Here is a 24,415-nt window from a genome sequence, read left to right on the forward strand (position 1 = left end):
TGTAAAATTGTCAGTCTAACAGATTATAGTACCAAACCCATTTTTAGAGGGGTCAATATGACCGGAACAGGGGTCAGTATTGTCCGGAATATCCATATCCGGGCATGTTCTAATTCATGATCAGGAAAATTGATAGCACAACGGTAAATAATCTGATCACCAGCTAATATTTCTTTGATCAAATTTTCTTTCTTGATTTGATAGATTAAGACTTCGTAGGCAAGATCCCAATCATGGTTATTCAAGCGAATGATGTCCTGAAAAGTAATTTCCCTAGTCTCCATAGGTTAAAAGGATTTTTAAAAGTCGACTCAATATCGGAAAAAAATTAAATTAGAACTATGATAACTATACATATGCCTACCTCATCGCCAGTGAGCTTTCAGCTGCCGGCCATGACCAAAATCCCGGAAGTCGGCCAGACCTTTGAACTAAAGTTTGAAGACTATATTACAGATCCAGACGAATGGGAACTTGCCCTTTCTACTTTGGATAACGATGAGATGGTGGTAGATAGGATTGAAGAGAATGAAGTTTGGCTAAGAGAAGGAGACCCTGACGATGAAGACGATTACTAATTTCTGAAAAATTGAAATATTCAGTAGGAAACCCTGTTTTTAGGAAATTCTGCTAGTAGCCCCATTTTAGAACCTGACAAGTCGACTGACATTTATGCATACAATTGGACAAACTGGAATAAGGCATTGACAGTCAAAGGAAAAGGCCGGAAATTGGAACAGTATCAATTTTAATTCGTAACTTAATTTTTCGGACAAATTTGACTTATGATACTTCAAGTAACAACTGGTCTTAAATTCAACGAATTGATTCAAACTTTAAAGAGTCAATTCCCTGGTTATACAGTATACTCTTTTGATTCAATACCGCAGAAAAGTATAATTGTCCGTAAATCTTTTATGATTGGTGTTCAATTATCGATTGGAGAGAACAAAATCATGGTTGAAGCTTGCGCTCCTAATATTTTTATCTCTGCTCTATTAGGTTTTTTGAGTGCAATTCTACCTCCCTACACCAATTTCGAAACTGAGATATCAGAATTTTTGAAGAAAAAGTACAATTGACACATCTATTTAACTGAAATCTCCTCGGCAAGGGGTACAGAAGTTTCCCCAGGAGCCAAGGCCTCATAACTGAACTCCTTAAAAACAGAACCATTTGTCAAAACGCGTACTTCCGCCGAAAGTGGCTGAAAAGAATCATCTGTTTCTCCTCCCAAATGGACAGCATTGAAAACCAAGCCTAGGCTATGGATAGGAGTTGAAGATTCTACCAATAGTGAGGGTGATTCAGGTTCAAAGGTCAAGGTGTAAGTATTCCCTTGCTCTACCACCTGAGTCCAATCCAAATCACTTGGCTCTCCCAACACCGGGGCGACAAAAGTGGAAGTTCCTGACAGCATGCTATGGACAGAAAAAGTCACCAGGTAATCGGAATAGCCTCCTCCCATTTCTACTTCGATGGTTACGTTTTTCTCCATCAATTTAGGCTTTTCATCTTCGGAAGAACAGGCGAACAAAAGGCTAGCAAAAACAAAAAGTAGTAGGTAGTTCAGTTTTTTCATTGCGGTATTGGTTTGGTTTAAGAATCCTGTTTTAAGATTCGCTAGACGATAAATATAGCAAAACCATATTAACCAAAAACCTGAACAACCCAATTATTTATTCTTTTTAATTATACTTTGATTTATTTGAATTATATTGTCAATTATGTCTATTATTGTTTTTATTCACCTTAAATATCTTTTTTATGAACCCTAACCTGAATTACTATTTTTACAATCAATTACTTTGTTTTTTATCATTTCGATTAATAAAGTACCCAATTTGCCTTTTTTTAACATTTCTCATATCTGCCCACGCTAATGCAGTAGATGTTGTCATAAATGGATCAACTATTGTATGCCCAAATAATGAGATTACCTATACTGTCAATACTTATCAAATTCCTTTTGGCTGGAATGTAAACACTTGCGGGAACTATCTTTGGGGCATAAAAAAGGACGGAGTGTTAATTGATGAAATTGGAGGCACCACTTTAACGTATATTTTTGAAGAAACTGGAAATTACGAAGTAGGTGTAGTAGCTTCTCAATGTTCACCATATTTTGGGGGGAGTGCGTCAATTTCAGTTGTCTCTAGAGTAGTCCAGCCTAATCCCATTTCCGGACCTGTGATGTGTTATTCAGGTCAATCTTATTCATTCACAACAAGTCCAAGCCTAGCTAGTCAATATCCTTATGGCACTGAATGTTTTTATCATTTCGATTATTTATGGACAGCACCAACTGGATGGTCCATAAATGGAGGTGGAAACACTCTCTTGTCCCCCGCAGAAACAGTAGGAATCACTGCGCCTATTAATACACCTGCAGGAAGTTATAATATTTCAGTAGAAGCAACTATACCAAATCCAGCCCAAAGCAGCACCTTTTATAGTACACCAAGAAATTTTACAGTGCAAATTGGTTCTTTCTCAACTTCCCAGGTATCTGTATCGGGTAATTCTGCTGTTTGCAATGGAAACTCTTATACCTACACAGCTAATATTCCAGGAGGTCATAAGAGCGGCTATACCTATAATTGGACTTATCCGTCAGGATGGAATGTGGAATCAACTTCATCTAATACAATAAGATTATATGTACCTTCCTACAATTCCTCCTACGGACCTGTAAGAGTGTCTGTAAACAATGGCTGTGGTTCTTCGGGATTTACAGGATTGACAGTATTCCCCTGTAATTATATGATGTCTGCCGGCAATTTTAACATATTTCCAAATCCTGCTCAGGGGGAACTTAATGTTGAATATAATGAGAATAATAACTTCCAGAGTAATGCTGAGTCTGAACAACTAGAAGGCGAAATCACACATGAAACAAAAATATTTAGAATTGATATTTTAAATCATGAAGGAACCATTGTAAAATCTGGTGCTTCGAAAGCAGGAAAAATCCATTTAGATATTAGTACAGTTAAACGTGGATCATACTTTCTACATATTTATTACAACAAAGAAGTTATAAGAGAACAGATATTGATTCAATAGTCATAACCTAATAAAAGAATAATTGCGATGTTACGGTTCTTCCCAAAATTAAAATACTTGTTCGGACTTGCGGTATTCACTGCACTTCCATTTTCTCTTTTTGCCCAAAATGAATCAAAACAATTTAGCGGTCGAAATATGATTTTCCTTGAAATTGGAGGAAACGCTGGTCAATATGCTTTTAATTATGGTAGACTTTTCTATCAGAAAGAATCCTTTAAATTAACCGTTAATGTTGGTTTTTCACTTTGGATGGATCCAATTGAGAATTCTACAGTTTGGAACCCTGCTTTGCCTTTGGAATTATCTGCATTGCTCGGAAAAAGCAAGCATAATTTTGAATTCGGTGTCGGCTTAACTCCATATTTAGAAGCCGACATTACCTCTTCTTTTGAATCTGGAGAATTGGTTCAAACTAAAGGCCCAAGGAATTTGGCTTCTATTTTACCATTCAGAATCGGATATAGATATCAAAAACCAGAAGGAGGTCTCTTATTTAGAGTAGGATACACTCCCTTTTTTAAATTTAGTAATAGTTCTGATGAAAAAATAGAATTCCAAGCTTTGCAAGTTGGATTAGGGGTAGGTTGGAGTTTTTAAAAATTAGTATAAAAAATGATACCGTTCGCCAACATACCTAATCTGGATTTATTCATTTTGTTTAATTTTATCGAAAAATTAAAATATGATTAGAATTTCAAGAAAGAGTCTAGTTCAAAACACGATTTTATTTTGAATAATTGAATTCTCTATAATTCAATTCATAGAATGACTTAATCCCCATCTTTTTTGGCTTAAATGTCCTTACCGTCTGCAATACCCCTTGGGATATGCAATAGGTTCGAAGTGAAAAAGTGGCAATATGCTCCGCTGAAGTTCTTTCAGTTTTTAAGTTCTTCAAATGGACTGATCCGTCTGACAGCCTGTAGGAACAATTTCTTCCATGGATCAAATCCTGAACCCTACAATCCATCACTCGTCCTAGGATCGAGGAACTGAAAACCGTATTTACCTTAGTTTTTGAAGGGAGTTCCTCCAATGATTTTTTAAAAAGATCCTCATTAAAAGCTGCACCCAGAACTACAAATCCCGCATCCTCAATTGAGATCCTTGCCTTAAACTGGTTGGCAAAAAAGATCAATGAAGCATAGGAATCTGAGATAAAAATCGAGTGCATGGTCTCGGAAATATTAAGAGTTGAAATGCCGTAGGATGCGTTTTTGCTACGGTAAAGACTTAGGACTTCCCTATCGACAAGCTTACCGTTTTGATCAAAAAAATCAAAAAGGACCTGCCCATTCTCATCTTGAACGGCATACTTGGAGAAAAAGCGCTGAATATCCTTTCCAACGCCTTTGTAAGTTAAAATATCAAATGTCCCGTTCCTGGTCATTCTCTTGCTCACTATTTCGTTTTCTTGGATCCCTTCCCTCTTCAGTATCATTACTATTTAGTCGCTTGATTTTATTGATATCAAAATCATCCATGACTTCCTTAGATAGATTCGTGTCGGCAGAAATTTTGGAATGCTCCTCCTTGATATTGTTTAAATCCCGGACTGCATCCTTGTCTTTCGGATTTCTGAAAATCCTTCGCTCTACTTGTTTTTCAACCTCTTTGACCGCTTGCAAATACCCTTCGGTATAAGCTTTTTCCTCCCAGCTTTTCTTACCCAACATCTTCTCAATACCAGTAATCAACAAGTAAGAAAGCCCTCCATCTAGCATTACCGAAAGAACCAACCCTTTGTTGTTAGATCGAATCCCTTTGGGAGAGGATGGGGAAAGCTGAAATTCTGTTCCATCTTCCAAAGTCACAGTATCACCCTCCTTGTATTTTTTCTTTTGCTGTGGGGAAAGCTCTTCCCCGTTTACCTGATGGGGAGCCTTGATGTCTCTGGGATTATAGGATAGAAATTGCTTGGTTCGGTGGTCATATTCAACTACCTGGGATTGGATATTACCATCCTTGTCCACATAGCTTTTCTTCAAGTTTGCCAATTCCTTTTTGACCAATTGATTTCGTTCTGATTCACTCAAATCTGGATGGGGTTTCGCTTCTCTATAAACAGGGTCAATTCGTAAGGATGGATTCCCATCTTCTCCGCGAACTATGGAAAGTCTTGCAGGCAGCTTATCTATCTGGACATCCTTCCCCTTCAAATCTTTCAGTTCGACGATATCAGTCATTTTCCCATTTTTTAAGGCATGAACTTCTTTTTCCGGAATGGTAAAATTTCCGTCTTTGACGATTCCGAAAATCTCCAAATCCCTCATTGGTAATGCACTTAGATTTTTCATATTGTTATTGATTTGTTATATGGTTTAATAGCTCGTCTTTACTCGAAATCTTGGAAATCATCTGAATGAAAAGTGTAGGGTTGATGTACTTCTGCCCCTTTTTGATGGTCAAATGAAGATGATCCCCAGTTGACTTTCCTGTACTCCCAGAAATTCCGAGCGCAGAACCTGGTAAAACACTTTCGCCCTGCAATACAGACACGTAGGAAAGATGGCCGTAAACAGCCTCGTACTTTCCGTGCTGTACTTTGACAAAGTTTCCCAATAGTGGATCTGTTCCCACCGATTCAATTTTTCCATGCAGCATAGAATAGACTTTGGATCTATTAGTTTTAAGATCAATCCCCCGGTGAAATGAGCGATCCTTAGTAATTGGGTCAATCCGATGCCCATACCTCGATGTCACGGAAAAGCTATCCAATGGAAGGGAGGCAAGTAAAACCTTATTCTCTTTTTCAACCGGTTGAATTAGTTGGGAATATTTCACCAAATCTTTGGAGACTGCTTCTAAGGGAACTGCTTGTTGGATCACTTTTACTTTAGGAATTCCTTTGTGGAATTGTTGGGTATTGAATTGGGCGAACCCATCCTGTGCAGCAAAAAGAAAAAGAGCCATACCTAGAATCCAATTCATAGCTAATTGATTTAATCAACCGATGCCATTTCTCGATGTCTCTCAATGATCTCAGTTACTTGACAGTGGATTTTCTCAAAGTTCTTTTCTAATATCTCCTCCTTCTTGCCCTTAAAATCATAGTATTTTGGAGTAGTACGGTAAGAGTTTTCTTCCTTTCGGATCTCCTTCATATCAAGATTTACCCGGCAATGAATGTTGGATGTTTTATACTTCCCATCGAATTCAGTCCCTTCTGTAGCAATAATCCCAGCAACTTCCCCCGTATGCATGGAGGCAATTTTTCCTGCAGGAATAAGAGGTTCGTACTTTTCACTATAGGACACGGAAGTCCTGTCCCGATCTATTGAGAGGCTTTGGCCAAGCTGCTTGCGTTTGCCAAACATCATTTCCAACCAGGACAAAGTGTCCTTATGCCGAACTGAGCCACAAAGGACATTTCCGATCACCGAAGTCATGGTTGAAGCGGTATCCTTACCTTGCAATTGGTTCAATTGAGGCAGTTCCTGCAGTCCGAGTAACACTGCTACCTTATTGCTTCTGGCAGTGGAAATCAGGTTTTCGATCTTGTGGATGTAGAAAGTCGGGGCCTCATCAGCAATCAGGGCAGTAGGCAGATTTCCTTTTGTATTGATCAATCGAGTGAGTCTATTGATCACCACAGAATAGCATGTCCCTGTAATGCTTTGTGTCTCGGTGCTGTTAGCCAGAACCAGAATAGATGGAGAGTTGGGATCGGAGATTTTGAGGTCAAAATCATCTCCGCTGAATACCCAGGCTGTTTCCTTGGTATTGAGTCTGGAAAGGAAAATTTTCAGTGTTCCGACCTGACCTTCCAATTGTTTGAAAACCTTCTTCTCGTAAGCGCTGCGAAAAGGGGAAATCATTGATCTGAGCTCTGGGTATTTGGTTAAGCAGTCGAAAATATCCTCATAATCTCTGTTCAGAAAATCCAGGACATGAGCAAATGTCGAGTACTTTCCTTCTTCATATCTGGACACAAAGAAGATACAAGCAGAAAGAAAGTTGATCGCGGACTGTTCAAAGAATTTATCAGCTCCTCCCGAGGAATCGGATTTTTGAAGAGACTGGAAAATTGCCTCTGCAGTTTCGGATGCATTGGCAACTGTTTTCAAATACCGTCTGTTGATTGGATTGATCCGTCTGGAGTACTCAACCTCATCCAGATTAATTACATGGAATTTGAAATTTGGATTTTTCTTTTTGTCCTGCGCTTTCAGGTAATGGAAATAAGCGATCTGCGCCAAATCAGGAAACTTAAAATCATACAGGCACATGGTAAATCCCTTTCCGATCATCTGTCGGATAAAAGGATTGATCACCCCAAATGATTTTCCGGAGCCTGGCGTTCCGATCACAAAGGTTCCACGGAATGGATTGACTAAATTGATCCAACCGTTTCGCACTTTTCCCATGTAATAGAATTTCATGGGGATATTGACCGAATAGGGATTTTCAATCTTCTTTTTATCCTGCATGAAGGATTCCCCCTCGATATTCCATTCATCCTTGCCCAGTCCTGATTTGATCATTTTGGAAATATTGTCCAAGGAGGTATGAATTAGCACAGCCCCAATGAATGTACTCAGGATGTAAACTACATTTTCAATGGAGGTATAGTCGACTACCAAAAAAGAGTTTTCCAAGGAGTAGAAATATACCGATCCAAAAAACAGGATCAATCCGATTGCCAAGGGAAATATGATTTGACTTTTCGGATTTAGATCCAGGTTCTTTTTGGATTTTGTACCGATAGCAGCAAGGCAAATCGCAATTAGGATGGCGATTTTCCCAATTAAGACATTTTGATAGATTTTCAGGTTAAGGAGTTTGTCAAAAAGTGGGAAAAGAAATCTCCCAACCTCCTCCATTTCCATCAACTTCGGAGCATAGACAAACATAAGAATGTCCATGAATACCATCAGATAAACGATGAACTGGAATGTACCATGAAGGCTTTTTAACTCTCTTTTCTCATTCATGCCCGTCCAGTTTTAAAGTGTATCTGCATTCAGAAGATCAGAATATTTCACTTGCATCTTGAGTGCCCTTCCACTGATTTGGGATTCCGTCAATTCGATGGTAAATACCTTGGAATTGGGAAAAGTCACCTTTTTGAAAACATAGATATTTCGATATTTCCGATCAAAGCTCTCTGTCGAAAAGAGCTGGTATTCGGGTTCAATCTCGATGGACTGGACATTGGTTGCCTTGAGGATTCGCTTATCCTCGATCTTAAACCTCAGCTGGTCCAGGTCAAACTTTAGGTTTGTTTTGTTTTTGAAGGAGATGTCCAAAAAGATATAGTCATCCACCGTGTAGATGTTGTTGACTTGCCCCGTAACTCCATACTGAGTGCTTTGAGTTATTTTATTCTTCTTTTTATCCTTGAAAGCTTCCGTTGCAAAAAATCGAAGCTCTTGATCACTCATGGGGATTTCCCCTACCTCCAAAGGGTACGTATTGATAGGCAGGATTTCAATCTGAGTCTTCAGCTGGCGTTCGTCATGTGCATACCACAAATCATATTGCGCAATGAACTTTTGCCCAATGATTGTCACCACTCCGAGAGATTTGTTGTACCCATTCAATTTAGAAACGCTGTCGCGAACGGCCTTTATCCGAAACACATTTTCCAATGGAATATCTCCGATCATATCATCGGTGGAAACATCTACATACTGGATTGGCTCGGGAGAAAGAAAATGGAGGGATATATCCTCGTCAATATAAACTCTGGGAAGTTGGGTTTTCAACAAGGCCCCATTTTGCTGAGCATTGGCCGAAATGGAAGTAGCCCAAAAGAATAGAATTATAAGTTTTAGTTTCATCTGTATATAGTTTATTATTCAATGGTCAGATGGAATCTCGCATGGTTTATAGTCATTCCATTGTATGACTTTTTTAGTCATGCTCGATTTCATGGCGGATCAGTTTTGGTTTTGGATCGTTTTTTCGTTTTCCTGCAATTCGTTGGGATCAATCAGATAGACAGAAGTTCCATATTTGATATTGGCCTTGTTCTTTTTGATAGTCTTGGAAACAGCCTGGGAAGTTGAGGTAAACATTTTCTGAAGGGCTGACATATACAGCTGGCTCAAATCATCCGAATTTTGCTGCATGCTGATGCTCATTCCTCCGGTGGTACTGCTACCGAGTTCCTTAGAAAACTCCCTGAAGGCACTGGCTGGCACATAGAGTCCTTCCATCCCATCCACATCATAAATCGAAAGCTCTATTGGATAGATCTGGTCGCCAACCATCACTGATGAAATGGTAAGCTTCACCCGTTGGGCTTGATACCCAGAAATTAGCGCATAGAGATAGGTTCCTTTGCGAACTATGGCGTTACCTATCAGAATATCATCCAAAAGTCTGATTCTTAATCTTGCCCCAAGAGTTCCGTTCTTGATATCCTGGTCAATGATCGCCTCGATAAACTTCCCCTTTTTCTCACGGGTGACAGTGTTAAACATTGTTGCCGAACCGTTGGTCTTTTGGACTCTATAAACCTCCCTTTCGGTTTCCTGCTTTTGTGCTTCTGACTCTTTCTCTATTTGCTGTTGTTCCTGAAAGGCCGGGTCATTGGCCTTGGAGATGGAGTCTATCACAGCCATCTGAGCCTTGAAGAGATCCATTGGGTCTTCGTATTTATTAGCTGGGTTAATAGTTTTTGCTCCCTCCAATTGGTTGATAGCCTTTAGGAGCTCTTCATCCTCTTCCGAAAAGGTTTGTTGTCTGGAAATTCCTTGGGTAACTGGTGGAACTTGGTTGCTGGATTTGGATGGAACCGAATAAAAGCTTGAGTTTTTTAAGGCATTGTCGATAGAATCCAAAAGTCTCTTTTCCTCTTCGTTATAAAGGCTCTTGATCTGACTGGATTCCTCGATGTCAAGCTCCAAACCTTTGATTGCAGTGTAGCCGTCATTCGCCCTTTTATAAGTTTCCCGCGATGCATCAAGCTTTGTGTCAATCGGTTTGTTTTGGATCTTTTCTGAAACTTTCCCTATCTGGGCCTGCATACCACTTGTCCCCTGAACGGGTTGGTTTGGACTGTCCTTGCTGAATGACTTATAGCCGTAAAACAGCAAACACAAAAAGGGAAGCATGATAATGGGCAGAATGTATTTCGGCTGCTTAAAGTCAATGTTCATCTTCTTTCGGTTGATTGTTGAAGTATTGCAATTGTTCAATCGCTTTTTCTAGGTAAATGGAATCTTCCTTTGAAATAGATTCCTGGGATATGATCCGTTCAATCTCAGTTTTCAATTCATTCATCTGTATTGCTCGAGAAGAGAGATCTTGCAGGGCAGAAAGTTCACCACCCAAGTCACCAGGAATGGCATTCAGTTCTTTTTTTATACCCTGAGACTGATCGCCCGATTCAGGCTTTAGGACAAAAAAGGTCAGAATGAAAGAAGCCACAATCAGAAGGATCATTGCGCTAAAAATCACTTTCGCATGCCGATCTAGAAAGGTCTTGGCCAGCCCCTCGAATGCTTTTACCTGTGGCGAGAATTCATTTTTGAATTCCTGGAATACAGTCGTATCTCTTACTTTAGAAGGTATTTTTCGAAACATTGGAGAGGTCTTTATTTTCTATGGTTTTCCAGTTCGTGATCAATACCCCGTGACTGTTGTTTTCACTTCTGGGGATATCGATCAATTCACCCTCGGTGACTATAGATCTGGTGATCGTTGCGCTTCTTCGGTCGATCTTCTGCTTGCCGTAATAGCGGAACCTGTTTTGGTCAATGGCAATCGAATCTGTCTGGATAGACAAAACTGAACTTGAAGAAAGGATGGAATTGAAATAGCCTTTCTCTTTCAGGTTGTTGTACTGGCCCACTCCTGTTTCATCCACAAAGTACATGGCCTTTTCCATCTGATATTCGATGTGTTTATCATCTGGAGCCAGGTTAAAAAAGAGGCTATGAAACAAGTCCACAGCTGCTTTATACTCAGCTGGCCGGTTCATTTGCATATTAGTCTGCTTGGCCAAAATGGGAATGTCGTTATCTAGGATATAGATGGACTGTCTCGCATTGGCTACCTGTTGGTAGGCATAGGCTGATACAAATCCACAAATGACAATGGAGGTCAAAAAGCTTCCGATAGAAAGTACGGTTGCCAATCTGATTTTCGATTCTATGTTTTTAATGATCATACTTAGATTACTTTAGCTCTGGAAATGGTTTTGGTAGCAGATGATCCCATTCTTCCTGCAGTGGTTGCAGCTGATGAAATACCTGAAGTAGAAATAATCCAAGTGGATATGGACGGGACTGTCAGAATTGCAATGGCACTGACGAAAAAAGCGACTATGACAAGACCAAAGCTCAGCAAGCCATTTCCTGCAAACCATGCCATCTTTTCAAGCCTATCCACTCCGCCTCCTGTGGAAAGCAAATACTCATATTTGTCAATTTCCACTTCCAAGGCATATTGCTGAAGTCTTCCTGTGATATAAAGGATCAAAAAGGCGACTCCTACATAAAGATTGACCGAGACGAAACGGGCTATCCAAGTAGTAAAAGCATCCCGAAAAGCCGGAAGGATACTGACCACTACCGCAAAAGGTCCAAGTATTACAAGCACAGTAGAATAGATGATCTGGATCATGAAAATGATATAGACGCAAATCCTCAGAATCCACATTGCAATCAGTTCAATAATCTGGGTTACCAGCAATTGAAGGCTGGTTTGCATTCTGATCCGCATTTGCATAATCGGTGAAAGGATCTGGTCTGAAAAGAACCCTTTAACACCGTCCACGATTACAGTTCCCAAATCCTCTTCTGAATCCTCAGCCTGATCCGAAGCCATTTCAGTGACAGCCTGGTATTCCACCAGCTGGTCACCCATCTCCACCATGTAGGCTGCACGGTCAAGACGAAGGGAGTTGTTCGTGTCGTTTTGCGTACTGAATAGAGCTTCTGTCTTTGCAGCAATCAAATCAGTGGGAAAAGCAATGATCTGACAAAAAATTGGCCACCACATGAGCAGTATCACCAAGGCGAAGGGTCTTAAAAGTGGCATGATTTCCAACCTCTTGTCCCCTGCCATCATTTCGTAGCATTTTAGACTGAAAAAAATCAGCATGAAAATACAGGCCAAGGTCTGCGCATCCCTGATAAAAGGGTCGGAATGGGCAAAACCATAATCTCTCATTTCCTCGAAAAAGGTCATCACACCTCTATCGTAAACGCTGTTCCCCTGCAAGTAGCTGATAGTTTCCTTGTACTCGTCATGGTTGATAGACTGGGCAAATCCCAGGAAGGAAAAGCCCAGGAACATTAAAATTCCGGTGAAAAGCTTCTTCATTTCAGGACTTGGGTTTGGTTAGCGATTTTTTTGGCTATGTCCTCTTCATCATGCGGATTTGAAATAGTGATTTCCCCGTTAGCTTTTCGCTTATGAAGCTTCCGGAAGGCTAGCATATTGGCTGACATATCCAGCTTATATTGCCATTTTTCAAGTATATCCCTCATTTCAAGCATAATCCTGTGGTACATCAGGATTCGCTGTCCTCGTTCCATATCTAAGGTCTTTGAAAATCCGTACCGCTCGGAAAGAGAAATCATGTTCTCCAAATACCATTGATAGACTCCATGTTCGGTCATGTACTCCACTACCTCTGGAGAAATTCCCTGAAAAGCTGAGGAAACAGGATCTTCCAAAGGCTTGAGCTCCTTCTTATAATAGAGTTGATATAGAGGATCCGAGGCCGAAAGAGCGCCTGAAATTCTAGCCATTTCTGCATTAGCTAAATTCTTAACGGTATCCGAATGCTGTTTGTAGTAGTCGGAAGAGATCTGCATCGCAGCAGCCAACCCAAGCCTCTGGGTCTGCTCTCCAGTAGTTGATAAAGGTCTTCTGTCTAAGTCTGGATAATTGGGATGCAATGCCCAAGTTGAGTACCACAAGTAGTTAATAGGGATCCCTAAAACTTTGATGGGTTTTGGATAAAACTTGTCTTCATCCCATTGCTTGAAGACCATTCTCTCCTGTTGGGCAATAATGGCTTTATCCTTAATTAGAGTCTGTCCATGACTCTTGAGACATATGCAGAAAATGATTGAAATTGTTAGTAAGGTTCTCATCGTGTAAGAGTTTTCTGCTTGATGATAATTTCATTGATCAGCCCTAAATCCTTGTTGACGTAGGATTGATAGGGGTTAAGTGATCGGATTACTCCGTTGGCTTTCGCCCAATAGATGCTGTTTTTTGCGGAAAGCATCAAAGCACGGATTACCTGCAGTTCCTTCTGGACAGTATCTAAAAGTTCGTCCCGGACATTGTAATTGATCAGCAGATTTTCACCTTCTTTTAGGATCAAGCTCGACACCTCGGTAGCAAGGTTTAGGCTTCTTGATTTAGCTTGAGTTGTATATTCTTCGACAAAAAGAAATAAGAGGGGATTGTCAGAGGCAAGCTCGAATGCCTCAGCTGAAATTGATTTGATATCCAGGACAGTCTCGCCAATCATCTTTACCTGAATCGCATCCTTAAATCCTTCATTGACCTGAGTCAGGGATTTGACTATCATCGTCTGAACCATCGCCAAACTGGATGAATTGACAACGATATCATCCGTATTTTGCTTGATGACAGCCAGCGTTTGGTGATACCCAATTTCGCTGACATTCCTCATAGCGGCATTTGCATTGACAATCGCAAAATGGTTTCTGTCAAATACCACCGTCACTGATTGGGAATGGGCCTGAGCTACATTGATAATCAGCAAAAAGAAAATGAGCTTATTCATCTGGCAAGTGTTTTGGCGTTCTGAATGATTTCTTCTACCAGTCCCATTTCCGTTGCCACATATCCCAAATAAGGATTGACTCCTAATTTTCCCTGCAAATGATGCTTTAGAGATTGGGAAGCCATGTAAGAAATTCCATTGATCTCTCTCAGTTCCTCAATGATGTGCTGAAAAAGAATTCTTCGGTCTGAGACTTTCATTTGATTGACCACCCCGATGCTGGCCGAAAGACCTAGGAGGTAATTCATCAATGAATAAGATCTTTGTACAAAGAGCTTTTCTGTCTCGACGGCAAAAAGGAGGAGAGCTGGATGTTGCTTGCAGTAATACAGGATCTGTTGTTGGTTATCAATGATGGAATTGACCAAGGGCCCAGCCGTTGTACCTATTCCAATTGCATCGATGACAATGGAGAGTTTTGCAAATCGTTCCTGAACCGTTCTGTATTTTTCTTTGACCTTTTTAACAAGGTTGTTATTGACTTCCTCGTTGACGGCATTTTTCCCCTGATTTGCTTTTGCCTCCTTTTGTAAATTGTACTCGGACTTGGACTCCTCTACCAACTGGTGAAGAAGGGCAACATTCGTTTGCGCAAGACTTGTCCCGATATTGGCAAACAGAATAATTAAGCTTAGAATCAAAGTTTTCATGGCTGCAGGGTTTTGGCTTTTCTGGCGATATCATGGGCGAGTTGGATATCCAAATTGATGTACCCCTGGAAAGGATTCAGGGCCTTGAATACTCCCTTCATCTGGGCAAAGTACATGGATCGATACATGCCGTAGGTGTAGGATCTCAGGATTACCATTTCATTTAAGATTTGGTTGATCAACTTGGATCTTTCTCCGGCATCCATAAGGTTATTTTCTCCACCTTTCAGGACAAAAGAACTGACCTCCAAAGCGAGGGAAGTTGCCCTTTGTTGAAACATGGTAGCGTTTCTCTCGGCAAACAGAAGTAAAGCAGGATTCTCACCCGCCAAATCCATCACATCATTTAAATCTCCTGAAATAGCAGTCGCCATTCGAGCGATTTCTTTGACATTGGAAAGGTTGGTCAAAATGGAACTGACTTCGGAAAGCCCCTTGTAGATTTTGTCCTGCATCGTATTGACAATGGTCAGGTTTCCAGTGATTGCCAGCTGGCCCCGCTCAATCAAACTTAACCTTTCGTTGGTCGCCTTGAGTTGTGAATCTATTACTAAAGCATGTGCGGCGGTGGCAGCTGAAACAGCGGGGTCAACATAAACAGTCTGACTTAAAGTTGACCCTGAGAAAAGCAGCAATATGAGTAGTGGAAGATGCCTCATCACGCTATGCGGTAATTCGGTGAGAGAAAGGTATTAGTAAGCGGACATCCTTCTTTATTGACCTTCTCGAAAAAACTATGAAGTGTCAGATTAGATGTAGTAAAATCCTTTACAAATTCGTCCAAGCCCATCTTATAGCCTCCGAATGCATTGGCATAAATTTCTACAGCCGATTTTTCCGGCTTTTCCGTGGTGTAGGTTAGGTATTGGAAGAGTGAAACCTCTACTCCATAGACCTCACCTGTAGATCCTCTTCTAATGTAAACTTCCTTGAATCTGCCACGCCCTTCCTGATTGTCAAGCTGGTTGATGGTAAAAATCTTCATTCGCTCCTTCTCACTGATGGAAAGCAAAGAAGAAATCTGTAAATAGTTGTCTTTGAACTTCGTTTGGTCTAGGAGGCAAATCGTATCCGAATTGTTAATAATACTGTCCTTCACCACTTCATTCCCTATAATATCACCAAGTTCCTGGGTTACTACAATCGCCTCACCCCAAAACTTCCGTACTGTTTTATACAGATACAGAATATACCCAGCCATCAAAGGAGAAGCGATGGCTTTCCATGCCTCTTCAATGATCAGAGCTTTTCGGTACTTGGTTCTAAATCTCATTTTCTGGATAAATACATCCATAATAATGAGCGTCACAATTGGGAAAAGCACCTTATGCTCTTTGATGCTGTCAATTTCAAAAACCACAAAGGATTCGGTGAATAAGGATTGGTCAACCTCTTCGTTTAGCAGATTTTCAAACTCTCCACCTTGGTAAAACTTTTTGAGGACAAATCGGAATTCATCCAATTCAAACGTGATTCGTTCACGTTCCATTATTTCAGGAATTGTCTCTAGAGCAAAGTCATAAAAGCTATTGAAGCAAAGCCGATCAATTTTGCCCTCATCAGAGAAATATGAAGAATAGTAAGCTGAAATGGTGTAGGAGATCACATCAGCTTCCACCTGTGAAACGGTGCCTTCAGCTGTCTTCCAAAGCAGGGAAACAAGTGTAAGGAGATAGTCTTTTTTCTCGATGTTGTATTCCTCTTCAGTGATGGCAAAAGGATTGGTGGTAATGGGCTTTTCTTCAGTGTAGGTAATGTATTTGCCATTGTAATATTGACACAGTCCTGAATAGGAATGTCCCGTATCAACGATCACCACATCCATCAGCCATTTAGGATCAGGCTGCTTGTTCCACATGCAATACTGCTCCACCAGGGCATTCATAAAGAATGATTTGCCAGACCCGGAAGGCCCCAATACAAATTTGTTTCTATTATTGATCCGATTAGTCTGCATAGGCAAATCTGAGGGATCAATTTTCAAGGGGATCCCCTGCCTATCGGTGAATCGAATCTGAAAACCACTTTTTTCATCTTGATTCAGTGATTCTTTAAAGAAAAAGCACAACGCAGCATCTGCAGTGGTCAAAAAGTAATCGTAAACCTTTAGCTCGGCCGTATTGCAGGGGAGGACAGTCCTGAACAACTCCAATTGGTTATAAGAATTTTTGTTGGCAATAATCCCCTGCTGAAATAAGGATGACTCTACATAGTTACAAGCTCCCTGGATATGTTCTTTCTGAGCCGAAACCAAAACATTGAAATGACAATTAACCAAAAGCTGATTGTTCCTTGTCACATCCTCCAATAGTCTGTTAATATCCTGGACACACATATCATTGGCAGGATCTGGTATTCCTGAATGCCGCTTTCGCTTGACCTCAAGTTTGTGTTGCGTTGGTCGCTGCTCTACGATCTCGATGACCTGATTGTAAACAATGGCCTGAAAGTTTGGGACATCAAATAGAAAACCCATGTTATCAACTGGGAATCCTTTGAGGCTATCCTTATCACTTCTTTCAGAATGGGACCCTATCGTTTCAGGAAGTTCTACCTTATCGGTGTCAACCAGCGAAATAGACCGGAATGCCCTATCTCCACTTTCCACTTGTTTTTCCACCGGCACCAAATTGTCCAGTACAATTCTATCCTGGTAGAAATTCATACTGAGAATTCTTTTCACATATCGGTCAATCTCTGTTTTATTCAGAGCACTTGATTTAATTCCTGATCGCTCAAAAAGGTCTGTCACTTTTCCGATGGATTGAATAAAATCATTGACTGATTTTTCACTATACCTTCCTTTTGACCGCTTGGTGATGACCAAATAGGTATTGTGGGAAACATATTCTCTACCCTGAAAATGTTCATCATATTTCCGCTGCAGGTACTCCTTTGAATTATCTTCATGATAGCTTTCAGTTGAAAAAACATCCTGCTTTTGGATCAAATGACCTTCACCTAATATTTTGATGACATTCGTATATAGCTGGTGAAAAAAGTCGTACCTAGAAGGATCGGCTGAATATTGGATTACAGGGTTTTCAAGTTTCAGAATCAATCCGAAATCCCCATTTAGATTAAAAAGTAGATGGAATCCCTTGAATTCAGTTTCAATGCCCGCGTAGGGCAACTTAAATTCATTCCTTTTATTCTTCAATATCATTTTTTAGGTTTTAAGGATGTTGCGATTTGGAACACTCCTACATGCCTTGTTTTGCTATGCAGTCCCTTTTTTTGTTGCTGAGAAGTAACCAATAGACCAATTACTATTGCTAAAATTGTGATTACACCACCTGCTATCATGCTGGTCAAACTTCCGATAACTCCACCTAGCACGACTCCAATAATCAATGAGGAAATTCCCCATCCGATAAATTTTCCTTGAAATCCACGATATATAAGGGGTTTTTGAAGCCCCTTATATATCGGAAATTGCTTAGCCATTAGACACCGAAAAATGCTTTGATGACCACACTCACCAGTACCAGGAAAATGCAGGAACCCAGCCATCCCATCAACTCTTTATTGATATCCTGATCGCCTTGATTCCACTTACTGTACACTCGGAAACCTCCTATAATCCCTACCACTGCACCGATCACCAGGCAAAGACTTGCGACGGGATCCACATAGGTTAAGAGCGATGATTCAGCGGCAGTAATTCCCTGCACTCCTTGGGCATGTGCAGCAATTGAAACTATGGCCATTGCTAAGGCACTTGAGATCTTTTTTGTAGTTCTGTTGAACATGATTTTTGTGGTTTTAGTAAGAAAATATTTCATAGACTATTTTGAATTGGTTGTAAGTTTTAGGTAAGTGGAACTCCGTAAAGTCCGCTAAGAAAAAAGCCCGTAGTTGCGAGAAACAAGCATGCTCCAAACCAGCTGATTACTTGGACATCAATATGATGCCGCCCCATCTGCCAATTGTTGTAAACCCGTAAACCTCCTAGCAATCCTGAGATGGCACCGGTAACAAGAGATAGTTTCGACAATGCGACGTAAAAAGATTCCATATCTGATTCTACTTCTTGAAATTCTTCCACGCCCGGAGGAGTCTGCGCCATCAATTCCACGCAAGGCAAAGAGAGAATTAACAGGGAGCAAATGAGAAAATGACTTGCCTTCATGAGAACACTACTTTCTTTTTCATTTCGATTGTGTTCTCTTTAGCCAATGCAAACAAGGAATCAAGATTAGTCACCCCGCCAGTTGACTTGACTGGATTAATCTCCTTAAACTCCATTTTCTCCTCTTTTCCTTCTGTATTAGTTGAAGCGGGTTTTTCAGATTTTGACGTTGATTTGTTAACAAAATCTTCCTCCTCAACGACCATTGGCTTTTCGTCAAATTCTGATAGGTCAGACTGGAATGCATAGGAAGGCCTTTCCTGAGATTTGGCACGATGCGGTGTCCTTAACACATCAATGACGACGTTGACCGCATAGTACACTACATAGAAAAGGGCGAGATATAAAAAGAAGTCAGTCCAATTCATAGCTTTAGTTGGTTTAGTGATTTTTTGATTTCGTTGACCAGTTCAGGATTGTTTTCCAGAAAATCCCAGCATACATAGTTCACGAGAGAGGTCACCTTGATCCCAAACAGGTAATTCACATGCTTAAAGACATCCTCTATTTTAGAGTCCATCCGGATCAATCTCCGGTTTTCTCCATTTACTTTATAGTCTCGAATTCGCTCTAATAGCTCATCCACTTCTGGATTTCTATCCTCCTTTTCTACAATTCCACTATTGATGGATTCTGGCATTTTTTCTTCCCCAGGCGTAGGGATATCGCCTCGAACTCCTTGTACTAGTTTGTTTATATAGTTTCCACTTCCCATGAGGATTCGTCTATGTAGTCATTAAAAATTTTGCTGAAAATTGGATCGAGAATTGGATCCAATGTTTTTGGAGAATAGGAAGTAGTTATTCTTTGAAAATCAATCCTATCAGAAACCGGTGCGGTCAATTCCCCAAACTTGCTGAGCGCCTGATTGACACTGTCCAGCGTCTCATATTTCACCGAAGTTTTCACTCGATTTGGGATCAAGATGATTTTGCTCTCTGGGTTGATTTTTTTGACCACATAGCAAAATTCAAAAGTGCTCGTAACGCTGTACTCATCGTAACAAAAGGGACATATGATCAACCCTGAATCTTTAAAAACCTGAACCAGATTGTCGTCTGCCATCGTCCCAGCCAGATCAATTACTGTTAGCAGGTTTGGCACTCCGGCTGCTTCCTTGCGGATGTTCCGGAATCCAGAAATCTTCGATAGCTCTACTTCGTACAGCTTCTCATTTTCCAACAGGTCAGAATTAAGGTGTTTGTTATACAAAGACTGCTGAAAATCCATATCGATGACTTTCACCTTTCTATTCTTCTTTTGGACTGAAAAGTTGGAAAAGAGTACCGCCAAAGTACTTTTACCGACGCCTCCTTTCTGATTGGCAAATAGAATGATCATTGTTATTTTTTTATCTGTTGATTTCATTGTCTCCACTGCGTTTTTTCTTTCTTTTCCTTCCATGGGTAGCCTCATCATCTTCGTCATTGGCTACATGTAGTATGGGTATCAAGTCGAATTCGTCATTGGCTACATGTAGTATGGGTATCAAGTCGAATTCGTCCTGGCTTTGTCCTGAAGAATGCTCCCCTGATAGGTTTAAATAATCTTCCAAAGCCTGTAGTTGATTTGGCTGAAGAATATCCTTGGTGGAAACAACTCCTTGTGAGGTCTTCAGGTAAGTATCTCCTTCTCTCCGATCAAACCTCAATGAATGATGCTCTAGCCCTTGCTGGATAGTGGAAAAGTCATTGAATGCTGATCTTAGCTTAACCTTACCTCCAATGAGATCAATGGTATTGGACTTGTCAGTTTGATAAGCTTGTTGCTTCCCTTCTGCTTCAAGCAAGCGCTTGATTGGAAACACTTCGCTTCCTTTGAATACAATATTATTGGCATTGTCTATCAGTGAATAGCCGTAAGGTGTCTTTGCATCCTTCCCGTGAAAAATCAATTGAACACCAAACTTGGCTGAGAGGAAATCCCCTAAATCCGAGCGATAACCAAGAAGCTTATCTGATACACCCCCGTGTTTCGGTTCAAATAATGGGATTGGGTCAGTTTTGTAGATTTTGGAATACTTATCCAGAATTGCTTTTAGCTGATTAGCTCTAGTTTTATCCAATTCATAGAATTGGAGCTTTTGATTGATCTCAGATATAGGGATTCGTCCTTGGACCGATCCGTATTTGATCAATTCCAGTTGTTGATCCTTTTCCTTGAGCTTGTATCCAAGATTCTCTAAGAGCAACTTTCCCTGAGCCTTGGTGCTGAAACTGAATTCTTGAAGTGCATCAGTCGCTTTTTTTGCCTCTTGTTTCGGATTCAATCTCATGATCTCATTAATAGCTTCCTGAGCTCTTATTTTTTCAAATGAATCATTGATCTTCTTTCCTTCCTTATCAATTCTTGAGGACACTATATGGACATGGTTATTGGCCGTGTCCTTGTGAAAAACAATCAAGAAAGGATTTTGCCCATAGCCCATTTTATCCACCCACTCATGCGCGATGTCAGTTAGCTCCTCTTTTGTATATTCTCGCTCCTTGCAGCTGATCATAGCATGAAACTGCTTGTCCCTGACTATGGAATTTCGATTGGAGTGTGCAATCAAAAAGTTCTTCACCTCGTTCGGACCTATTTCTTTGGTATCCTGGAGATACCCAAAATTGCGCAACCGCATCAATTCCCCTTTTTCATTTTGGGTTTTATTTGTGTTGTAGGTCACACCCTTGAAGCTGCTAGTACTGGAAAGAATTTTAGCTCTCATCTGATTGCTTGATAGATTTGTTTCAAAAGCCTATTCATAAAATCTCGGTGCTCGATGTGCTTTGACATGAGCATGGTATGATCCTTAAAAACCGAGGGAGAAATTTTGTCCCTATAGGTATTGGCATGCTTTGCCAATTGGTTGATATTATTGTTCACCCGTGCCTGTTCAGAGACAAGATTTTCAATGGAATCCAGGAGCCCACTGAGGTCAATGATTTTTGCATTTTCACTGCTCAGCTTCATCCTGATCAATTGACTCAATGACATCTTAAGTGACTGACTTTCCTCTTTCAATCGGGTATAGATCTCCGGCTTTAACCTGACAGATACCCAAGAAAGATTCTCTCTTTTCTCTTTCATGACTGCGTGTTAGCAGGAGTAAAGAATTGGAATTGTGTGGTGAAAAAAAATACCTAGAAATGCGCAAAAATGACAAATTGGTATATCTGCGTAGCTATATATTTATATACGCAGATATACTTACTAAATAGGTTCAAACCCTGATTTTTGAATTATGAATAGGAGTTTAGGGAGTTAATCAACTCAACCCTGTTTTTAGTTTCTGATTTTCTATAAATAGATTGGAGGTGCTTATTTACAGTTCTTTCAGAAATAAAAAGTATTTCAGCGGCTTCCTTACTGGTCAATCCTTGCGCAACCTGTTCCGCTACTTCTGATTCTCTTTTGGTGAGTCCTGTTTGGTTACACCATTCTGTGAAAATGCCTTCTGTATCAAGCTCCTTTTTTAAATCAAATTGCTTTAGCTTTTCAAATGCCTCTCGATTTTCATAAATCACCTGCTTCACAAACAAAAAAGTAATGATAATAAAGCCGCAATTTGTAAAAATCACTTCTACTAATTGGGATGTTTTGAGATAGCTAAATAGAGGCAAAATAGCCCATGGGCACATGGCTCCATAAGTAAGAATTGCCTCCAAAGAATTTTTATTGTCACGAAATTTCTCTCGTATTGATGCCAATATTTTATACACTAGAAAAAAGGCATACCCCAAGGGTATAGCAAGACCATACCACAACGTCTTAGGTAAATCATCGAACAAAGGATAGAGTATGCAAAAGAAAATAAAAAACGGAAGAATTAAGAACAGCCAAACCCCATATTTAGCTTGCCACTTTAACTCATCCATATCATAAGCCTTGTAAAAATAATAAGGGAAAAATGCTCCCATAAAAAACCCAGATCCATAGGCCAAATTCATTTGAATCTTAATAGGCAATGAAAGTTTCGGGTCAGGAAAAAGACCCCCTGCAACATTATAAATTATAAGTAGCCCTAGTAAAATCAGGTAATACAACCGTTTCTTTTCGGACGGTCTTTGAAGATGAATTATTAATTGCTGCACAAAAAAGATGCACTCAACCAAGACAAAAACAAATGTCATCAAGTGCATTTCCGTTCCAAATACTGTCATAACGCTTCCTTTCTGTAGAAGTAAAATGGAAAACCAAACTGACTGGATGAAGCATAAACTGAGAACCCTAAATTCTCATACCATTTAAAATTTCGCTCGGTAGATGTCTCCAAGCATACAGGAAGATTCTTACTTTTTGCTATGTCCAGAACTGAATTCATTAGGCTAGATCCCTCACCTTTACCCTGGCTTTCTGGCTCTACTCCAATGAACCAGAGATATAGAAAGGGATCTTTCGGCTGAGCTGCTTCTATGCTTGCCTCTCTCTTCAGAACTTTTGGAATCTTAGGAATTCCAATGCCATTCAGAGCAAGTTTCAAATCCCAAAGCCATAAGCTCAATGGCTTTTGCTTTTGGGTGGAATACTTGATCAGCACACAGGATTTTCCAGAATCAGAAATGAAGACCTCTCCATTCCTTAGGCAGTTCTCCAAGCTATATTCCATCAAGACTTCTCTTCCTTTGGATGAATTTCCTACCACAAAATCAACAGATTTATTCCCCTCAAAGGAATCCACTAGCACCTTTATGACTTTTGTTCTATCTGATTCTAAGAATTTTCTCATGTTTTAGTCTATTAAAATTTAACCGAGTTGCGAGGTGAAATCCCTCCATTTTGGATGATTCTGCTAGGAATCTCTAAAAGGGCAAGTTCGTGTTTGGGAGAAAATTCGTCAGAATTTGTGTCACAAATACACAACTTGCATGGCACACGCAAAGGATGCCCTACCTCTCATTTTCTACAAAAATCCTGTTACTACCTCAACGGTTCAAAAGCTGTCGCCGTATCGCAAAACCATAAAATTTTAAAATTGAATTCCAACTCTTAAGGTTGTGAACTAGATGCATTGCACTTATTTCATGATATATCTAGATATTCCTATATCTGGATATATATCCGCATATATCAAATCCCAGAAATACAGTAAAACAGTTTTGAAATACACTTATAAGTATATATTTGCCAAATAATACCATTTCGAAAACTGGCAAGTAGAAATAACAACTATTCTTTTCCCCCATTAGAAATGGATTGTGATCATGATTAATCACAGAAATTGGATAATTTGTAGATGCAGACTTAACTATTCCGTGTGAATATATCCACATATACAAATATATGGTTTTGCGATATTTTTGAAAATTATATAGCTTTAAAAAAGTAAAAACTTACTACTAGTGACTGAAAATCAGCGAATAAAAATCATCCGGAAATTTTTAGGCATGACCCAAGTGGATTTTGGAGCATCCATAGGATTAACGCAGGCTGGATATTCAGATATAGAAAGAGGCAAAAACAAGGTCTCCGGCAAAATAAAAATCATGTTGAAACGGGAGCACCATGTGAACTTGGCCTGGCTGGAAAGCGGCGAAGGAGAAATGATAGCCACCATCATCCCAAATCAAGAATGGAGTCCAGAAAGGTTTGCCGACGACCAAAAACAGATCGAAAACCTAAAAGTAGAAATCGATCGCCTCAGCGCTGAAAACAAACTTTACCGTGAACTCCTGGATTCCAAACTCAAGATGATAGCTACTTTGGAGGAGAGGTTTGGGAAGGGGTAGGTTCGGCACTCATTTTAGATTATCCGAAATTGAGAAAAAGTAACCCGCGTTAGGAATCAATAAAAACCGCAACTAAAATTATAAGACCTCAGTTTCATAATTAAATTGGTTTGGATGTAATTGCTAAATTTGA

Annotated in this window: 31 protein-coding genes; 5 read left to right on the forward strand and 26 right to left on the reverse strand. The window is 40.0% G+C overall.

Annotated elements, in window-relative coordinates; translation table 11 throughout:
- Positions 1-23 precede the first annotated feature (23 nt).
- Positions 24-284 carry a hypothetical protein gene (locus LV85_RS08855; protein ID WP_111318463.1) on the reverse strand — a complete coding sequence of 87 codons (261 nt, stop codon included), beginning with the start codon at positions 282-284 and terminating at the stop codon, positions 24-26.
- Between the two features lie 57 nt (positions 285-341).
- On the opposite strand from LV85_RS08855, the gene LV85_RS08860 reads away from it, so the two are divergent.
- Both LV85_RS08860 and LV85_RS22240 read left to right on the forward strand, forming a co-directional pair.
- Entirely contained in the window at positions 342-578 is a 237-nt protein-coding gene (locus tag LV85_RS08860) for a hypothetical protein (protein WP_146260454.1), read from the forward strand.
- Between the two features lie 207 nt (positions 579-785).
- Positions 786-1,082, forward strand: a complete 297-nt coding sequence (locus tag LV85_RS22240; RefSeq protein ID WP_111318475.1) for a hypothetical protein — start codon at positions 786-788, stop codon at positions 1,080-1,082.
- Between the two features lie 5 nt (positions 1,083-1,087).
- On the opposite strand, the gene LV85_RS08870 is transcribed toward LV85_RS22240, so the two are convergent.
- Entirely contained in the window at positions 1,088-1,582 is a 495-nt protein-coding gene (locus LV85_RS08870; protein WP_111318477.1) for a hypothetical protein, read from the reverse strand.
- A 185-nt stretch (positions 1,583-1,767) separates the two neighbouring features.
- Between LV85_RS08870 and LV85_RS08875 the strand changes: the two genes are divergently transcribed.
- Complete coding sequence (locus tag LV85_RS08875) at positions 1,768-3,066, forward strand: T9SS type A sorting domain-containing protein (RefSeq protein ID WP_111318479.1); 1,299 nt, start codon at positions 1,768-1,770, stop codon at positions 3,064-3,066.
- A 57-nt stretch (positions 3,067-3,123) separates the two neighbouring features.
- Complete coding sequence (locus LV85_RS08880) at positions 3,124-3,666, forward strand: hypothetical protein (RefSeq protein WP_146260455.1); 543 nt, start codon at positions 3,124-3,126, stop codon at positions 3,664-3,666.
- Between the two features lie 127 nt (positions 3,667-3,793).
- On the opposite strand, the gene LV85_RS08885 is transcribed toward LV85_RS08880, so the two are convergent.
- The 24 genes from LV85_RS08885 to LV85_RS09000 form a co-directional block, all read right to left on the reverse strand.
- Complete coding sequence (locus tag LV85_RS08885; RefSeq protein ID WP_158531160.1) at positions 3,794-4,459, reverse strand: hypothetical protein; 666 nt, start codon at positions 4,457-4,459, stop codon at positions 3,794-3,796.
- Entirely contained in the window at positions 4,437-5,366 is a 930-nt protein-coding gene (locus LV85_RS08890; protein WP_111318485.1) for a DUF4099 domain-containing protein, read from the reverse strand. The genes LV85_RS08885 and LV85_RS08890 overlap by 23 nt, the downstream gene beginning before the upstream one ends.
- Positions 5,367-5,370: 4 nt before the next feature.
- The gene (locus tag LV85_RS08895; protein WP_111318487.1) at positions 5,371-6,000 is read right to left on the reverse strand and encodes a M23 family metallopeptidase; all 630 of its coding nucleotides are present in this window, start codon (positions 5,998-6,000) and stop codon (positions 5,371-5,373) included.
- Between the two features lie 11 nt (positions 6,001-6,011).
- Entirely contained in the window at positions 6,012-8,003 is a 1,992-nt protein-coding gene (locus LV85_RS08900; protein WP_111318489.1) for a type IV secretory system conjugative DNA transfer family protein, read from the reverse strand.
- A gap of 12 nt (positions 8,004-8,015) precedes the next feature.
- Entirely contained in the window at positions 8,016-8,852 is an 837-nt protein-coding gene (gene traN / locus LV85_RS08905) for a conjugative transposon protein TraN (protein ID WP_111318491.1), read from the reverse strand.
- 99 nt (positions 8,853-8,951) lie between these two features.
- Positions 8,952-10,175: a conjugative transposon protein TraM gene (gene traM / locus LV85_RS08910; RefSeq protein WP_111318493.1), complete on the reverse strand. Its 1,224-nt coding sequence runs from the start codon at positions 10,173-10,175 to the stop codon at positions 8,952-8,954.
- Positions 10,165-10,602 carry a hypothetical protein gene (locus LV85_RS08915; protein ID WP_111318495.1) on the reverse strand — a complete coding sequence of 146 codons (438 nt, stop codon included), beginning with the start codon at positions 10,600-10,602 and terminating at the stop codon, positions 10,165-10,167. Before LV85_RS08915 ends, traM begins: the two co-directional genes overlap by 11 nt.
- Positions 10,580-11,188, reverse strand: a complete 609-nt coding sequence (gene traK / locus LV85_RS08920; protein ID WP_111318497.1) for a conjugative transposon protein TraK — start codon at positions 11,186-11,188, stop codon at positions 10,580-10,582. The genes LV85_RS08915 and traK overlap by 23 nt, the downstream gene beginning before the upstream one ends.
- Positions 11,189-11,190: 2 nt before the next feature.
- Positions 11,191-12,345: a plasmid transfer protein gene (locus LV85_RS08925; protein WP_111318499.1), complete on the reverse strand. Its 1,155-nt coding sequence runs from the start codon at positions 12,343-12,345 to the stop codon at positions 11,191-11,193.
- Entirely contained in the window at positions 12,342-13,124 is a 783-nt protein-coding gene (locus LV85_RS08930; protein WP_146260457.1) for a hypothetical protein, read from the reverse strand. The genes LV85_RS08925 and LV85_RS08930 overlap by 4 nt, the downstream gene beginning before the upstream one ends.
- The gene (locus LV85_RS08935) at positions 13,121-13,789 is read right to left on the reverse strand and encodes a hypothetical protein (protein ID WP_111318503.1); all 669 of its coding nucleotides are present in this window, start codon (positions 13,787-13,789) and stop codon (positions 13,121-13,123) included. Before LV85_RS08935 ends, LV85_RS08930 begins: the two co-directional genes overlap by 4 nt.
- Positions 13,786-14,439, reverse strand: coding sequence for a hypothetical protein (locus LV85_RS08940; protein ID WP_111318505.1), 654 nt, complete (start codon positions 14,437-14,439; stop codon positions 13,786-13,788). Before LV85_RS08940 ends, LV85_RS08935 begins: the two co-directional genes overlap by 4 nt.
- Entirely contained in the window at positions 14,436-15,098 is a 663-nt protein-coding gene (locus LV85_RS08945) for a hypothetical protein (protein ID WP_111318507.1), read from the reverse strand. The genes LV85_RS08940 and LV85_RS08945 overlap by 4 nt, the downstream gene beginning before the upstream one ends.
- Positions 15,098-17,605, reverse strand: coding sequence for a TraG family conjugative transposon ATPase (locus LV85_RS08950; RefSeq protein ID WP_170125610.1), 2,508 nt, complete (start codon positions 17,603-17,605; stop codon positions 15,098-15,100). Before LV85_RS08950 ends, LV85_RS08945 begins: the two co-directional genes overlap by 1 nt.
- Complete coding sequence (locus LV85_RS08955) at positions 17,602-17,886, reverse strand: DUF4133 domain-containing protein (protein WP_111318509.1); 285 nt, start codon at positions 17,884-17,886, stop codon at positions 17,602-17,604. Before LV85_RS08955 ends, LV85_RS08950 begins: the two co-directional genes overlap by 4 nt.
- Positions 17,886-18,191, reverse strand: a complete 306-nt coding sequence (locus LV85_RS08960; RefSeq protein WP_111318511.1) for a DUF4134 domain-containing protein — start codon at positions 18,189-18,191, stop codon at positions 17,886-17,888. Before LV85_RS08960 ends, LV85_RS08955 begins: the two co-directional genes overlap by 1 nt.
- Before the next feature lie 59 nt (positions 18,192-18,250).
- The gene (locus tag LV85_RS08965; protein ID WP_111318513.1) at positions 18,251-18,571 is read right to left on the reverse strand and encodes a DUF4134 family protein; all 321 of its coding nucleotides are present in this window, start codon (positions 18,569-18,571) and stop codon (positions 18,251-18,253) included.
- Positions 18,568-18,939: a hypothetical protein gene (locus tag LV85_RS08970; RefSeq protein WP_111318515.1), complete on the reverse strand. Its 372-nt coding sequence runs from the start codon at positions 18,937-18,939 to the stop codon at positions 18,568-18,570. The genes LV85_RS08965 and LV85_RS08970 overlap by 4 nt, the downstream gene beginning before the upstream one ends.
- Positions 18,936-19,286 (reverse strand): hypothetical protein, encoded by a 351-nt coding sequence (locus tag LV85_RS08975; RefSeq protein ID WP_111318517.1) that lies wholly within the window; start codon positions 19,284-19,286, stop codon positions 18,936-18,938. The genes LV85_RS08970 and LV85_RS08975 overlap by 4 nt, the downstream gene beginning before the upstream one ends.
- Entirely contained in the window at positions 19,265-19,912 is a 648-nt protein-coding gene (locus tag LV85_RS08980; protein WP_111318929.1) for a ParA family protein, read from the reverse strand. The genes LV85_RS08975 and LV85_RS08980 overlap by 22 nt, the downstream gene beginning before the upstream one ends.
- Positions 19,913-19,922: 10 nt before the next feature.
- Positions 19,923-21,281, reverse strand: coding sequence for a relaxase/mobilization nuclease domain-containing protein (locus LV85_RS08985; protein ID WP_111318519.1), 1,359 nt, complete (start codon positions 21,279-21,281; stop codon positions 19,923-19,925).
- On the reverse strand, positions 21,278-21,643 hold the full coding sequence (gene mobC / locus LV85_RS08990) for a plasmid mobilization relaxosome protein MobC (RefSeq protein WP_111318521.1): 366 nt from the start codon (positions 21,641-21,643) through the stop codon (positions 21,278-21,280). Before mobC ends, LV85_RS08985 begins: the two co-directional genes overlap by 4 nt.
- A 152-nt stretch (positions 21,644-21,795) precedes the next feature.
- On the reverse strand, positions 21,796-22,716 hold the full coding sequence (locus tag LV85_RS08995) for a helix-turn-helix domain-containing protein (protein WP_111318523.1): 921 nt from the start codon (positions 22,714-22,716) through the stop codon (positions 21,796-21,798).
- Positions 22,713-23,282 carry a GNAT family N-acetyltransferase gene (locus LV85_RS09000; protein ID WP_111318525.1) on the reverse strand — a complete coding sequence of 190 codons (570 nt, stop codon included), beginning with the start codon at positions 23,280-23,282 and terminating at the stop codon, positions 22,713-22,715. Before LV85_RS09000 ends, LV85_RS08995 begins: the two co-directional genes overlap by 4 nt.
- 613 nt (positions 23,283-23,895) lie before the next feature.
- Between LV85_RS09000 and LV85_RS09005 the strand changes: the two genes are divergently transcribed.
- The gene (locus tag LV85_RS09005; RefSeq protein ID WP_111318527.1) at positions 23,896-24,282 is read left to right on the forward strand and encodes a helix-turn-helix domain-containing protein; all 387 of its coding nucleotides are present in this window, start codon (positions 23,896-23,898) and stop codon (positions 24,280-24,282) included.
- Positions 24,283-24,415: the final 133 nt, after the last annotated feature.

Source organism: Algoriphagus chordae, assembly GCF_003254055.1.
GTDB classification, from domain to species: Bacteria; Bacteroidota; Bacteroidia; order Cytophagales; family Cyclobacteriaceae; genus Algoriphagus; species Algoriphagus chordae.